At 68.0% G+C, this 14,136-nt stretch carries 13 protein-coding genes and 2 pseudogenes; 6 read left to right on the top strand and 9 right to left on the bottom strand.

Translation table 11 applies throughout. From position 1 onward, the window contains the following. Positions 1 to 59: 59 nt before the first annotated feature. Positions 60 to 419 carry a cupin domain-containing protein gene (locus RM445_RS31135; protein WP_311560454.1) on the bottom strand — a complete coding sequence of 120 codons (360 nt, stop codon included), beginning with the start codon at positions 417 to 419 and terminating at the stop codon, positions 60 to 62. A 742-nt stretch (positions 420 to 1,161) separates the two neighbouring features. Here RM445_RS31135 and RM445_RS31140 point away from each other — a divergent pair. Together RM445_RS31140 and RM445_RS31145 are read left to right on the top strand one after the other, a co-directional pair. Then, on the top strand, positions 1,162 to 1,461 hold the full coding sequence (locus tag RM445_RS31140; RefSeq protein WP_311560455.1) for a hypothetical protein: 300 nt from the start codon (positions 1,162 to 1,164) through the stop codon (positions 1,459 to 1,461). A gap of 1,172 nt (positions 1,462 to 2,633) precedes the next feature. After that, on the top strand, positions 2,634 to 4,289 hold the full coding sequence (locus RM445_RS31145) for a serine/threonine protein kinase (RefSeq protein WP_311560456.1): 1,656 nt from the start codon (positions 2,634 to 2,636) through the stop codon (positions 4,287 to 4,289). A gap of 467 nt (positions 4,290 to 4,756) precedes the next feature. Here RM445_RS31145 and RM445_RS31150 read toward each other — a convergent pair whose 3' ends face one another. Beyond that, a complete protein-coding gene (locus RM445_RS31150; RefSeq protein WP_311560457.1) occupies positions 4,757 to 5,563 on the bottom strand; it encodes a hypothetical protein in 807 nt (268 codons plus the stop codon). A 226-nt stretch (positions 5,564 to 5,789) separates the two neighbouring features. Between RM445_RS31150 and RM445_RS31155 the strand changes: the two genes are divergently transcribed. After that, positions 5,790 to 6,218, top strand: coding sequence for a hypothetical protein (locus RM445_RS31155; protein WP_311560458.1), 429 nt, complete (start codon positions 5,790 to 5,792; stop codon positions 6,216 to 6,218). 713 nt (positions 6,219 to 6,931) lie between these two features. Here RM445_RS31155 and RM445_RS31160 read toward each other — a convergent pair. Continuing rightward, positions 6,932 to 7,792, bottom strand: a pseudogene (locus RM445_RS31160) (IS110 family transposase); the annotation flags it as partial. 66 nt (positions 7,793 to 7,858) lie between these two features. Here RM445_RS31160 and RM445_RS31165 point away from each other — a divergent pair. Further along, on the top strand, positions 7,859 to 9,367 hold the full coding sequence (locus RM445_RS31165) for an IS1634 family transposase (RefSeq protein ID WP_311560459.1): 1,509 nt from the start codon (positions 7,859 to 7,861) through the stop codon (positions 9,365 to 9,367). An 11-nt stretch (positions 9,368 to 9,378) separates the two neighbouring features. Here the strand turns inward: RM445_RS31165 and RM445_RS31170 are convergent, their stop codons facing one another. The 4 genes from RM445_RS31170 to RM445_RS31185 all read right to left on the bottom strand — a co-directional run bounded on the left by RM445_RS31170 (position 9,379) and on the right by RM445_RS31185 (position 11,681). Then, positions 9,379 to 9,591: a hypothetical protein gene (locus tag RM445_RS31170; RefSeq protein WP_311560460.1), complete on the bottom strand. Its 213-nt coding sequence runs from the start codon at positions 9,589 to 9,591 to the stop codon at positions 9,379 to 9,381. Between the two features lie 365 nt (positions 9,592 to 9,956). Continuing rightward, on the bottom strand, positions 9,957 to 10,616 hold the full coding sequence (locus tag RM445_RS31175; protein WP_311560461.1) for a hypothetical protein: 660 nt from the start codon (positions 10,614 to 10,616) through the stop codon (positions 9,957 to 9,959). 236 nt (positions 10,617 to 10,852) lie between these two features. Continuing rightward, positions 10,853 to 11,056: a recombinase family protein gene (locus RM445_RS31180; RefSeq protein ID WP_397469447.1), complete on the bottom strand. Its 204-nt coding sequence runs from the start codon at positions 11,054 to 11,056 to the stop codon at positions 10,853 to 10,855. 352 nt (positions 11,057 to 11,408) lie between these two features. After that, positions 11,409 to 11,681 carry a hypothetical protein gene (locus tag RM445_RS31185; RefSeq protein ID WP_311560463.1) on the bottom strand — a complete coding sequence of 91 codons (273 nt, stop codon included), beginning with the start codon at positions 11,679 to 11,681 and terminating at the stop codon, positions 11,409 to 11,411. A gap of 813 nt (positions 11,682 to 12,494) precedes the next feature. Between RM445_RS31185 and RM445_RS31190 the strand changes: the two genes are divergently transcribed. Continuing rightward, complete coding sequence (locus RM445_RS31190) at positions 12,495 to 12,941, top strand: hypothetical protein (RefSeq protein ID WP_311560464.1); 447 nt, start codon at positions 12,495 to 12,497, stop codon at positions 12,939 to 12,941. A 462-nt stretch (positions 12,942 to 13,403) separates the two neighbouring features. Continuing rightward, positions 13,404 to 13,679 (top strand): annotated as a pseudogene (locus RM445_RS31195) (IS1380 family transposase); the annotation flags it as partial. Positions 13,680 to 13,821: 142 nt separating this feature from the next. Here RM445_RS31195 and RM445_RS31200 read toward each other — a convergent pair. Both RM445_RS31200 and RM445_RS32670 read right to left on the bottom strand, forming a co-directional pair. Beyond that, positions 13,822 to 13,977: a hypothetical protein gene (locus RM445_RS31200; protein ID WP_311560465.1), complete on the bottom strand. Its 156-nt coding sequence runs from the start codon at positions 13,975 to 13,977 to the stop codon at positions 13,822 to 13,824. Between the two features lie 63 nt (positions 13,978 to 14,040). Continuing rightward, positions 14,041 to 14,136: IS3 family transposase (locus RM445_RS32670; RefSeq protein ID WP_397469430.1), on the bottom strand; the 96-nt coding region annotated here is incomplete at its 5' end.

The raw sequence follows: 14,136 nt of genomic DNA on the forward strand, positions 1-14,136 counted from the left end.
CTCGTGATCAGCATCCTGCGACTCGCGGGAGTCACCAATATCGCCGCCGCCCTCCGCCGTCACAGCCGCAACCCGACCCGACCACTCGCCACCTTCGGCATCACCTGACGACTTTGCCGACCCCCTGCGCAGCCGACGGTCCAGGCATCGTGACCGGGCGGCAGCAGCATCACCTGGTTCGGGCCGAACTCCTCCTCGCTACCGTCGTCCATCACGACATGCAGGCGCCCACTGAGCACGAGCGCGACGTGCGGCAGCTCGCAGCTCGGCGTTCCCGCGTCGTCTTTAAGGTCATTCGACCACTGGGCTCCGACGTCGAAGCGCACCCGAGTGACGGAGACACCGTCGAATTCGGCCGTCTGCTTGCTGATCAGGCCATGGACGTTGGGCGACACGGTGTCCAGGTCGGCCTTCTGCATGGCCGGGGAAGCTGTCGACGTCACGGGCCCAGTCTTGCTCGCCACCGGAGAGCAGGCGACCGCCAATCGGCGACAGAAAGACGATCAAGACCTTCGGTGACGCGCAGGACGACCGCAGACACAACGGAAGCCGGGCGTCTGGATGTATTCCGCCAGCGGCGGCCATCCGACACACCCGGGACGCCTACACGCGCTTCGACTCCTAAACGACGACTGGCCGATAGGCGAGGCGCGCGGCACACTAGTCAACCGCCGAGGAAGATCGAGAAGAGATCAACCGACAGCTACTAACTGTGCCTCCGACGCTCGTACCTGACGTGCATAAGCGCAGGTCAGCACAGCGCGCGACGTGATCCTCCTCTTAATCAGCGGGTTGGGGGTTCGATTCCCTCGCGGCGCACCATCACCGCAGGTCACAGCGTTGTCGCTGTGACCTGCTGGAGTTTCCGGAGATCGATGCCACTAGAAACCCGGCGGAAACTCTCCGCGGAGGTGCTGCCATGGCACGTCCACCCCTCCCCCTGGGCCAGCACGGCGAGATCAGCATCGCGCCCAGGCGAGGCCAGTGGGTAGCCCGCTGTCGCCTGCGCGGCTTCGACGGCGTCACACGCAAGATGGAGCGCGCCGACCGTACCGTACCGCTGCCCGCCAGGCGCTCCAGGACGAGCTGCGTCGTCAGCATGGTGAGCACACCGAGGTGCTCTGTCCCGAGTCGCGGTTCCGTGTCGCAGCGGACGTGTGGATGAGCAAGATCCGCGAGCGCCGCGCCGATTCCACCGCGGACACGTACGCGAGCTTCCTAAAGAATCAGGTTCTCCCCCAGCTCGGCGAGCTGCGCCTGGTCGAATGTGACGTCGCCCGCCTCGACGCCTTCTTCTCGAGGCTCGAACGGGCTCGCAAGGTCGTCGAGCAGCTGGACGGCTTAGCGACGCCGCGTGGGCGGGCCGTAGCCCTGCCACTGCTGCGGATCCGGCTGCCTGGGTGGTGGCTGCGGCGGGTACTGCTGGGTCATCGAGGCTCCGGTGGAGAGCAGGAGTGGTGATCACAGGTCGCGGGGCGTCGTGATCCCGTTACGTGGAGTCAAGGACTGGCTGCTCCCGAGCCCGCACCTGGGACTCAGCGCAGAGCTGAATGAGGTGCGCGTGCGCGACAGGAGCTGATGCGTGAGCTCACCGGCGCGCAGACCCGAATGGCTGCGCCGGAGGAGCGCCGGCGCGGTCGCGGGCCCGCCATGAGCGCCCCGCGTAGCAGTCCCAGGCCGATGTACTGCCACGGTGCGATCCGCGCTTTCACGGCCTGAAGGGACCGGCGGAACTCCGAGGCTGCGGCGATCTCCATGTCACCTCGGCGTTCCTTCCAATCTGGCGCCCGACACACGGCCGAGGGCAGGACTCAAGATCGAGCCTCGTGCTCCCTCCGATCTGCTTGCACGCGGTGTAGAGGCGGACCCAGTGCGCCTTCCCATCGCTACTGTGGCAGTTGCCCCACGTGGCGGTGTTCGCCTTGTGGGCGGTGCAGATACCGGGCGTGTCAGCTGACGCCACGCCGGTGCCGAGACCGAACAACGTGACCGAGAGAGCTGCCGCCGCCGCGACCGCTTGATGCCGTTCATGATGTCTCCTGCCGTTGTCGAGGTCGTGGTTATGAACGTGCTCGATCGGAGAGGAGAAGTCCCGGGCAGGGGTGCCCGTGACGGAAGCCGTAGGAGGCAGTGGAATGACAGACACAGTGGAGCGATGAGGGGCGAGATCCTCCGGGACCTACGGGTACGCCTACGGGCCAAGACCGTGCGCAACGACCTCCTCGACCCCTGCACTCGCCTGGCCGATCAGCACGGTGTGAGCGGGTTGGCGGGAAACGAATCAGGCGGCCAAAGCGACAATTTCATCGCCCAACTCGGGCAGCGGGCGGTCCGGTCGGGCAACGGGGCCGACGAGGATCTGAATCGTCTGGAGGTCGAGAGTTCTGGCCGACCCAGGGGTGCGCCCGGCTGAAGTACCTGACGAGCACCCGAGCGACCCGTCAACGGCATCGTCGCTGGCCAATGGGGCTCCTGGTGCCGTCGCGTACGGCCGGGACGTCCCGACGGTCGGTCGCTGGGTCGGACCCGCGGAGGACCCGGCCCGGTACGAGCGACTCGAGCACATCGGTGGTGGCGCGGAAGGACTGATCTTCCGGGCCCGTCGGATCGGGCCGGCCGGAGAAGTCGAGTTGGTGGCCCTCAAGGAGTATCGGCCGCCGCCGGGCGCGTCGCCAGCGTGGCCCCGGGACGGGACGTGGCGTCAGATAGAGCACCAGGCGTGGCTGTTGCGCGGGCTGCCGCGCACCGATCACCTCGTCCGGGTCCGCGACGAGTTCCTCGGCGCGACCAGCGGCCCAGGACTCGGCGGCGACCCGCGCAGCCCCCACAAGGCATTCGATACCCCCTTCGTGGCCATGGAGTGGATCGAGGGCGCACGGCCCGACGTCCTCCTGCAAGCCGACCGGGCGACGTTGTCACAACGGCTCGGGTGGGTGCAGGACCTCGCGGAGGCGGTCGATCTGTTGCACTCGGTCAGCCGCACCGGGCGGTTCCCGTTGGTCCACGGAGACATCAAGCCGGGCAACTGCCTCATCACCCCTGGCCGTGGCCTCGTGCTGGTGGACACCGGCGCGTTGCAGGTGGCCGACGGGATTGGCGAGTTCCGCGGCCTGCGCTCGCCCCCGTACGCAGCCCCGGAGGTGCTGGCCGGGCCCGGCCAGCGGCGCGGTACGGCGACCGACCTCTACTCGTTGGGGGCTGTCGCGTTCTTCCTCCTGACCTCCAACCCGCCCCCCAACGCGGAGTACGACGACTATCTCGTGCTGGCCCATGCCGAGCTGATGCGCTGTGCGGACATCGACGGCGAGCGCCGACCGCTGGTCGCCGCCCATCTGCTGCGCCTGCTGGACACAGACCCGGCGCAGCGATCGCAAACGAGCGCGGTGCAGTGGGCGCGGGAGCTGATCGAGTTGGTCCAGCACCCGTCGCCATCCCTCGTGATCGGCTCACGTTCGCGACGTTCTCGTCGCATCGCTGCGCTGGTAGGGGGTGTCACGACCCTCGTCGCCGGTGCGGCCGTGGCGAGCACGCTGATAGCCGGCCCGTCGGCGATGCCCCCCTCGGACGCTGCCGGGAGCCAGGCAGGCAACCTGACAGGCGTCAGCTCGACGCCGTCGCTCCTACCGGGCGGCACGACAACGTCCAGCACAGCGCCGGGCACGTCGTGGCCCAGGAAAGCGTTCGCCGACCTCCCCGCGTTCACGGCCGGAGGCGGGCCTCTGCTCTACGAGCAGACCCTCACCGCTCCCTCGCCCGACTGGCCCGAAGTGGCGCAGACCGGCTACGAGACCCGCTACCGCGACGGAGCATACGACGCCCACATCCTCGATCACGGTGCTTACCAACCGATCCCGGGTCCCGACACCGCATCGAGTACCGACGACGTCGTGTCGGCGACCGCGAGCGTGCAGTCCGGTCAGGGCGGTTGGGGTGTCTGGTGTCGTGGCAGCGACAACGAGGGCTCCGAGCGTTACGCCTTCCTGCTCAGCCACGCCGGCGCCGTCCAAATCATCGGGCCCGACGGTGGCGGCACCGGTTGGGTGTACATCGATGGGCTCGACGTCGCCGGGCCGACCACCCTGTCGGCCCGCTGCGCCGACGTCGCCGACGGCCCGGTGGAGCTCACGCTGGCCGTGAACGGGCGAACAGCGCTCTCCTACAAGCCGCCCATGACAGCCTTGTTGGGGCCGGGGTACGCCGGCCTCGAGGAGATGAGCTTCTCCGAGGTGAACGGACCCACCATCACCGCCCGCTACGGCCACTTCGATATACGACGCGCCGCGAGGTGACAGCGAGACCGAACGCACCTCGGGTCCAGCGCAGGGTAACGCCCTCGCCGCCGCGACCGAGTCCTGGCGGACCGAATGTTACCGAGGAGGCACGCTCTGTGAACGAAATCCGGATCCACTGCGTTCGGATGGCAGCGCTCCTGCTGCTCGTCAGCGGCGTCGGCGTTGGCGTCGCCGCGCCGGCGGCCGCACAACCAGCACCAACAGCCGTGTCAGCACACCGGGCCGCGTCGGCTGCTCTTTGCACCAGCCAATTCCCGACGTCGACGACCCCGCCCCGTGCGGGATCGTCGTGTACGCCTACTACGAAGTGCACATCGAAGCGCGTAAAGGTTTACACTGTGTCCGGAAGGAAATGGAAGACGAAGAAGTCCTGTTACACGCTCCGCTATTGACCGCTCGATTACGTTCTCGGCGGCCGCATTTAACGAACGTCTACGTGAGATCGAGTAGGCATCGGCCACCGGCTACCGCCCCGGGCCGTCTGCGGAGGGCTCGGGGCGACCGCTCGCCTCCAGGTGATCGAGGTCCAGGTCGGTGACGTTGCCGGACAGAACGGCCCACCGCGCGAGGGCCTGGACGTACCCACCGGACGGACCACCCGCATCGGCAGCGCTCTCACCGAGCAGCCCCTCGACGCCGTGCTCGTAGGTCAGCCAGCTGCGTAACTCGTCCAGGCCGTTGCGGATGGTCTTCGCCTTGAACGGGTGGCCGTGCGCGTCGAGGATCCCCTCCAGCTCGGCGTAGGTCGGGACGTTCGCCCGCTGCCCGGACCGGGTCAGCATCGGCAGGCACAGGGCCGAGAGCAGAATGCGGTGCCGGCGCGACATCGATTCGATCCGGTCGAACCCGACCGTCTCCCGGTCCCGGTCCCGCTCTGGGGCCTGGTCGTCCGGCTCCGCGGTCCGCGGCCCGAGCCGGCGGGTGTCGACGGTGATCGCGTAGGTCCCTGCGTCCCCGGTGACGACGACCTTCACCTGGGGGTGCGGATGCGTCCCGGCGATCATGAGCGGCAGGATGTCGTAGCCCGGGCCGGGGAAGGTCTGCACGACCAGAGTCCGCTTGTCCGACATGTTGTGCACAAGCACCCCGTCGGCGCGGCACTCGAGTTTTCCGGCGAAGCGGGGGATGCGCAGGTCCTGCGGGCTGTGGCCGATCCGCAGCGCGTGGTCGGCGCCGCGACCGAAGGTCAACGTCTCGCCGGGGGTGAGCGACCATCGGAGTGAGCCGCAGCTGACCACCGCGTGCGGGCCATCACTCGGCGATCTGTGCACGTGTCCTCCAGTCCACCGTGGCCGCCCGTCGACGCGGCACTCATCCCAGCACACCGAACGGGCTCGACCGCCACAAGGCACCCCTGCCCGGGCCTCGCGGCTGTTACCACCGCGGCGCTGTCCGGGCAAGGCACCGGTCCTCCTGACTGGCGGTGCCCGGTGATCGCAATCTTCTGTCGTCGCCGACAGCGGGTCGGAGACAGCGATCGAACCGGAGGAGACCGTCATGTCGACCGACACCGTCACCGTCCCCACTTCCGCCGTCCACGCCCGGACGTTCGGCGGTCTGCGCCGGGTCCTCACGACCGCGGGAATCGCCGGGGCCCTGCTGGCCGGGGGCATCGCTCTGCCGGCCACGGCGTCGGCGGCCGAGATGCCGGCGAGCCACAACCCGTCGCTCGTGCTTGCGGCCCGGTGCCCATTCGGTACGCACGGCGGTCCTGGTGGCGGGTGCCGCGGCGGCAGCATCAACGACAACGCCCGGGTGAATCGCGCGGCGAGCGACACCGCCGACATGTACCGCGACGCCGGCGAGTGCGCGGTCAAGGCCGTCGGCAAGAGCGTGTGGCGCAACCGTAAGAAGCCGACCCTTCCCACTGTCGCCCTGGGCACGATCAAGCCCGGAATCAAGTGCGGGCGCAGCAAGGGCTACTGACGGCGTCCGGACGTGGTCAGCCCGGCCGTGGGACAACGCAGGTGTAATTGTGCACCTTCACGGTCGGGCCAGCCAAGGCGCGAGCGCTCATAGAATCAACTCTCGAGTCGAAGACGCATACTCAAGAACCTGCCGCTCCGCCCACTGTGGTTCCATCGACGCTCCGCAGCAACCTCACGCCAAGCCTTTCGCCGCTCGCGCGGTCGATCACTAACGAGGTCAACGCACCAATCGCGATCGGAGCGAAAAGGATCGCGAGGGCGAGGTAGAAGTCATCCCTGAAGGAGCGGGGTCGGTCAACCCCGGGTTCTTGCTTTTGATCTTTCTTCTCGGGGTCGTCCGCCTGCTGTTGAGCGCGTCGAGGTAGGCGGCGGTGTCAAGGAGCGCCCGGAGGGCGCCCGCGTAGCGGCCGGAGGTCCTTGACGCCGACGCCGGTCGGCGCACGCTGTTCGAGGCGGAGGATCAGAGGGTTCGGGTCTCTCCCTCGTCTGTCTGGGAGGGTGTCGAGTGCTGCTCCAAGGCCGGGGTTTCCCGGCGGTGTGGACAGGCCCCGCGGTGGAGGCTGTCGGTCATCCCTTCGCCGCGCAGATGGGCGGCATGGTGCAGTGCGGCAAGCACGCGATGGGCGAGATCAATCAGACGGGGCGATCACGCCGAGCCGGCTCGGGGATCATGACAACAAACGGTCCGCGCCCACCGCGAGATCGGGCTGCTCACGCCACCCCGACCCGGGCGACGGCCTGAGTGCGAGTTCGGGCGGGCAGGCAGCGGATGTGGTGATCGCGCAGGCCGTAGAACACCAGGCCGAGCAGTTCGCGGGCGGCCGCGACGACACCGATGTTGCGACCGCGCCGTGCAGCGATCCGGTCGCGGACCTGCCCCAGGCGGGTGTGCGCAGGCACCCGTTGCACGGCCTCGACCGCGGCCCACCGGACCAGCCGGGAGCCCTGCTTGGTGATCCGGCCGCGGTGCACCGTGGTGTCGGACTCGCGGTGGGCCGGGGTCAACCCGGCCCAGCTGGCCAGCTCGGCGGGTCGGCCGAAGCGGGTGATGTCGCCGATCTCAGCGACGAACACCGCCCCGAGCAGCGGCCCGACACCAGGGATCTGCTGGATCGCCCGATAGCCCGGATCGGTGCGCAACCGGCCGGCGACCAGTCGGGCGAAGGTGTCGATCTCGAAGTCCAGGCCGGTGATCAGCCGCAGCAGCGAGTCCACCCGGGACCGCGACTCCACCGCCAACACCGCGCAGACCGCGGGGCCGGCAAGCAACTTCTGCCCGCTCGGCCCGAACAGATCGCTCATCGGCACTGCCACGCCGGCCGCGGCGAGCACGGCGTGGACCTGGCACTTGAGGTTCGAGCGCAGGCCGACCAGCTTGGCGCGGTGGCGCACCCAGCCGCGCAGCTCCCGCGTCGCCGGTGGAGCGATCCACGCCTCGGGCAGCCGGCCCATCCGTAGTAGATCCGCCAGATCCGCGGCATCGCGCTGATCGTTCTTGACCCGCCGCAGCGAGAACATCTTCACCCCCAACGGATGCGCCAGACCTGAGTTGCACAGGTGTCGGACCTTCGTAAGTGTCCGTGCTGGTCAGCGGGTTGTGGTGTGAGGATCTGGGGCACTAATCGGTAGCCTCGCCCGGTGGCGTACGTCCGGAAGGTGAAGACGGCCTCCGGGGCCACTGCCGTGCAGGTCGTGGAGAAACGCCACGGGGTGCGCCGGATCGTCGCGCATGTCGGATCGGCTCACGACGACGCCGAGCTCGCGGTGTTGATGCAGTCGGCTCGTGACCGTATCCATGCAGGCCAGCAGGCCTTCGATCTGTCGTCTCCCGCCGGCACGGGCTCGGGTGGGGCGGTGGTGACCGGCTCGGCCAGCGAAGTCCTGTGGGATGTCCTGCTCGACGCGTACCGGCGCCTGGGGTTCGACGCCGTCGCCGATGAGGCGTTCCGGGGGTTGGTGCTGGCGCGGATCGTGGAGCCGACCTCGAAGCTGGCAGCGGTCGGGGTTCTTGAGGAGCTCGGGGTCCCGGCGCCGCACCGCAACACCTTCAGCGCCGCCTTGCGCCGCTGCGTGGCCAACGACTACCGCGGCACCCTCGCCGGCGCCTGCGCCGCTCATTCGGCCCGGACCGGTGCGGCGTCGTTGGTGCTCTACGACGTCACCACGCTGCACTTCGAGGCCGAGAACGAAGACGCGCTGCGCAAAGTCGGGATGAGCAAGGAACGCCGGGTGGACCCGCAGATCCAGGTCGGGCTCCTCGTCGACCCGTCCGGGTTCCCCCTCGAGGTGTCCTGTTTCGAGGGCAACACGGCCGAGACCACCACCCTGCTCCCTGTCCTGCGCGGGTTCGCCGAGCGCCACCAGGTGTCAGACATGGTCGTCGTCGCCGACGCCGGGATGCTGTCCGCGGCTAACGTGAACGCCTTGGAGGACACCGGGTTCTCCTTCATCGTCGGGTCACGGATCAGCAAGGCGCCCTACGACCTGGCCGCGTACTTCGACCGCCACGGCAACGCCTTCGACGACGGGCAGTTCCTCGAATCCACCCGGGTCATGGGCACCGGGAAGACCGCCCGAGCGCGGCGGGTGGTCTACCACTACCTGTTCGCCCGGCATAAGCGTGACGACCGGGCGATCAACGCGATGGTCGACCGGGCGGAGAAGGTCGCCGCCGGGAAGCGGCCGCTGAAGAAGGACCGGTTCGTGCGCATCGACGCCGCCGGTAAAGGCGTGGACTGGGACCTCGTCGAGCGAGCACGTCAGCTCGCCGGGCTCAAGGGCTACGTCACCAACCTGCCCACCTCCACCATGGACGCAGCAGCAGTCGTCGGCGCCTACCACGACCTATGGCAGGTCGAGAAGTCCTTCCGGATGGCCAAGTCCGACCTCCGGGCCCGGCCGATCTTCCACCGCGAACGCGACGCCATCGAAGCCCACCTCACCGTGGTCTTCGCCGCGCTCGCCGTCAGCCGGCATCTGCAGGACGCAACCGGCGCCTCGATCAAGAAGCTCGTCCGCACCCTCCGGCCGCTACGAACCGTCCACATCGACGTCGGCGGTCACCCAATCACCGCAGCCCCGCAGATCACCGCCGAGGCCCGCGCCCTGCTACATCGGCTCCCCGCCATCACCGCACCAGGGCACTAAACCTGTGCAACTCAGGCCAGATGAACGTGCGCGCCGAGCTCGGCGAGAGTGTCCGCAGCCCAGTACCAGCCATACGTCGCCTCCAACACGACCTCCGGCGCCTCGCCGGCGCGGGCCATCACCTCGCGCAGGTAGTCCCGGTCATTGGAGATCCGCACCGTCTCCAGCTGCTGTCCGGTCTCGGTCATCCGCACCAGCACCGACCGGCGCCGATGCAGATCCATCCCCACAATCTGCGGTCCTGCGTACGATCCGCTCACAGGGGCCTCCTCGAATCGATGACGTGAGCACCCCGAGCATGAGCCGGGAGTCACGAGGAGCGGAGGCCCCGCTCCTTCATCGCATCAGGCACGGGATGCCTCCAGCGGTCTCGGCGTAGGTCCCCCGCCGCTGGCCCGCTGGGGCACTAACCGCCCGAAGCGGCTTGCCGCCCATGCCAGTGAGCTGCTGACCGCCGGTGATCGTTGCACGAGGCCATACCGCCCCTTCGCGAACCCCACCGTGTGGCCCTCCGATGCCGAGCGAACGCGGCGTGGGGCGTATTGAACCCACCGAACGCCGCGTTCTTCTCCGGGAATGTCGAAGTGCGTCAGATGGCCTTCGCGAGGTTCACCGCCGCCCGCGGCCCGTACTTGGCCACGTCGTCCCAGATCGACGTGCCGATGCCCTTCGTGACGGACTTCAGCTCATCGGCGACGGTGGTGGGCTGAGGGGCGTCGGCGAGCTCCTGCAGCGTCTTGACCATGGATCGGCAGGAGCCGCCGGCCTCGATCGCGCGGCCGAGCACCTCCTCGAGCGTGGTGCCGGTCCGCGACGTGCTCAGCAGGCCACCGCCCGACTCTGCGCAGGCGGCCACCGACTCCGCAGCCGCTCGCCCACGGGGCGTCGCCTTTCCTTCGATCCACTTCGCCGCGGCGTCCGTCAGGTACCGGCCGCCCGTGTAGCGCAGGTCGAAGCCGACCCCGACGGAGAGGGCGACGCTCGCGGGGTAGACCGCGCTTGCGCCCGGCCCCACCGGCACGCTGCAGTCGACCGGATCCGGCGTGGCCCTCGACATAAGCTCGTCGGTGAAGCCGTCGCTCAGCGACGCCGAGGCACGCCGTGGTTGCACCCTGACCCCACCGCTCGGCGAATGGACGCGCAGCGCCCAGTTCGAGATGTTGGTGAGCACCACGAGCCCGGGCCCGGACGCTGTTGGGGGCCGTTGACACAGCGTGACGAAACGCTGCCAGTCGGGGTTCACGGGCAAGGACGCGCAGCTCGTCGCGGCCGCGGAGGCGACGGCGGGCGCGGCTGCGGCTACACCGGCCGTACCGAACGCGAGTGCGACGGTGGCGACCAGTACCGCTGTGGCCCTCGTAAGCCGTCCTCGTCCGTCCATTGTGTCCCCCAGAGTTCCTCGGTCGACCGGATCTCCGAGTCTGGGCACCTCAGGAGAGCGTGGCGATGGTGCGCACTCCCGAAACACGTAGGGTCTGCCCCCTGCTATGCACCGAGTACTCCTACGTCGAGCTGCTGCGCGTGCACGTCGTCGTCCTGGCCGAGCTCGTAGCAGCGCTTGGCAGCCAGGCTCTCGCGGGTGCGCTGGCCGATGATCTGGCACTCGTACGGCGCGGTCCCGGCGATGGTCGCCGCGACCAGCTCACCCATGGGCGTCGAGGTGTCCATGCCGATCTCGAGCAACAGCAGGTGCCACCCTTAGCGCTCGGCGCGAGCGAACAGGTGAGAGAAGTCGTGCACCGACCGGCATATTCGGTGTCAAACCCAGCGGTGGACGCGACCCAACGCCACGGTCAACACCACCGGCGGCCTCATCGTCCTGCGTGCCCGTGCGTGCAGCTTCCCCGAAGCCCTCGACCAGATCCCACCGACCGCTGGCGGTCCTGCGCCCTGCGTGCGGGACAGCGCGACCAGCAGCTGACGGGATACAGCGACAGGCCGTCCCCACCGGGCCAGCGCGTCGCGTGCAGCACAAAGTTCGGAGGCCAGGAATTCCTGACCTTCGCGACTGACTGTCACCTTCTATCGATGCCGCGCAAGGTCAGCCGGACAGCCTCTTGCCCAATATCGACTTGGCCTGGTCGGCACCCTTCTTACTCTCCGCCTGGGCACGACGGAAGAATTCCGCGAGCTCCGAGTCACCGTTCCGGTCCGCGTCCTGGACGTAGGTCTCCAGGCGAAGCGCATTGCTCAGGCACTGCTCGGTGAACCAAATCAGGTTGTAGTCCTTGTCCGGGGTACCAGTGACCTGCCCACCCTCGCCGCTCGACATCGCGCAACCTTTCTCTCGGGTTGTCAGGACGTCGTCGGGCATACCCTGTGACCTACATCACTAACCCTCGGTGTATTCGGCGTCTGCTATGGCGGCCCGGGTCAGCAGAACGATCCATCGCTCTGCGATCGGCGACAGCCACTACGCAGGGGCGCACGCGCGCCGGGCCGAGCCACAGCTAAGCCTCGTGTCGATCGCGGCCGCTGTTACCCCGGCATCACCCCGAAGCGGGGGCAACCGGCGCAGATGAGCGACGTACCCGGGAACGCGACCGATGCGAGTCGTTGATCGGTTCGCCCTGACTGTGATGGACCACGCCGCTACACGGGCCGTGGAGGTGCGGAAGGTCTCGTCACGCCCCGGTAACGACGTTACGGTAACGTCGCGCTGTCCAGCCGATTGAGACGCCATCGAGGCTTTTGGAGTACCGCTGGTGCTACTCGCCCTGGTACTTGCCGCGCTGGCTGCCTTGGCCGGCGACGGCGCCGCCGACCGATCTGCCCCCTGCGGCTGATCAGTGCGTCGCCTTGACGCCTGCCGTCGTCAACCAGCTGCGAACCAGCGGTGCCCTCAAGCCCTGGTGTCAGACGAAGTCCCCACCTCAACCCTGATCGTGGCGGCCGCGCCCTGATGGGCTGCCCACCCACCAACGATCCCGACCCTGACACCGTCCGGGCACATGCCTGCCCGTTGCTCACCGCCGAGGGCGTCGAAGCGCTGGCCAACCGCTTCAAAGCCACCCCGGCAGTCCGCGCAGATTTCAGGCCAGAGCGCGTGGCGAGCGCTCGGAGTGCCCTGCAATGTGACAGCCCTCCGGCTACGGCTTCTGAAGCCACAGCAGCGAAAGGAGGCGCGGTGACCGCGGAGACCAGCACTCATGAAGATTCTAGCCACACGGTCAATCAAGCCGACCGCGGGGTGCTACAGCAACCTGCCGCCACCGCAATTTTCGTAGTCATTGCCGCACTAATCGTCATGCTTGCACTGTTAGGCAGGGCGACGCGCCACAGGCAATTCACAGGCGAGAGTGGAGCATCCAGGAAAGTGCAATTCTCGTCGCACTCGCCGGAGGCAACCCGACCGGAACGACAACGAGCCACAGACGCTGCCGACGGTCGCACCGAAGGCCGCCAGCAATCAACACTCGAAGGTGAATCCGAGGTCCGTGGTCGACCCGACGGGCACTCCGATTCGTACGAGGAACTGCTGGCCGGTCTTTGTCGTGAGGTGGCCGAGCTCAAACGCGCCGACGAGACATTCAGGACTGGCTCGCGCGAATCGGATGATCCACATGAGCGCTAAACTCACCTCCGGGACGGGTGCGCCGGGACCGTGACTGAGGAAGTGTTCGGTACCCAGGCCCATCTGCTGTCGTCCTGCTCACCGGTCTCCTCGCCCGCCGCTGTCGGCAGCCCTGCCTGTTCGACACTCCGCTGGACGGTACGTCGAGAACCGGCCCCTCGCCGACAGCCGCCGGATGCCCTCGTGGATCTCTTTCGTACGCATGATCGATCTGCCGATTTGGTCGACACTTATGTTGGAGCTTGACGCATTTTGACCGATCACAGGGCATGATCGAGGAATCCGCATACCACCGCTGGCCAGCAGCGAAGCGGATGGAAGCGCAGAGCTGATCACGCGACTCCAAGCCAGTGGGTTGTAGGTTCGATTCCTACGCGGCGCACTACGCGGCGCACAATTTTCGCAGGTCACAGCCATGCCGGCCAGCGGAGGAAGTCCTCAGTCGTGATCGAACTACCGGAGCCCTCGGGGCACTTCGGCGCCAACTCCGCCTGGGTCCTGTGCGCCGCGATCGCCCACAACCTGCTCCACACCGCCGGCATCATCGCCGCAGGACCCCACGCCCGCGCCCGCGGCGCGACCCTGCGCCGACAGCTGATCACCGTGCCCGCCCGAATCGCCCGACTCGCCCGACCCGCCCGAGTGCCCGTCCTGCAGCTACCCAGCCGCTGGCCCTGGGCACCGGCATGGCTGCGACTGTGGAACCACATCGGGCACGACCCACCAGCCGCCGCCTGACCCCCACCCCGCCGGCACATCGGCCCGAGTGCCCCATCCGTGGAAGAGCTGGATAGACCAGCGACTCCGGCGCCTCCCACACCGCCAAACATGATCATCCCGAAATCAAGATCACTGGCTCAGGGGTTCCGCGGATCGAGGGTTAGAGGATGCTGAACTGGTGCTGCACCAGGTAGAACATCATCCCCTGGAAGAGGGCGAAGGACGTCACCACCGGCGTCTGGAGTAGGGGCCGACGGGAGAGCCATACCCCGAGCGGCACGAACGTCGCCCAGCAGGACGCTGTGTAGCGTCCCATGCCCCAGATGCCGCTGTGGAAGAGCACGAGGAGTGGAATGTTCCCGATTTTATTGACATCGGTTTAGGCTGCCAGGTCGGTGAGTTTTCTGAATCCTAGCTCGTATTCGACTGGTGTCAAGTAGTCGAGAGTGGAGTGCCGCCGGCGGCGGTTGTAGTA

Source organism: Pseudonocardia charpentierae (assembly GCF_031845345.1).
Lineage (GTDB): Bacteria > Actinomycetota > Actinomycetes > Mycobacteriales > Pseudonocardiaceae > Pseudonocardia > Pseudonocardia charpentierae.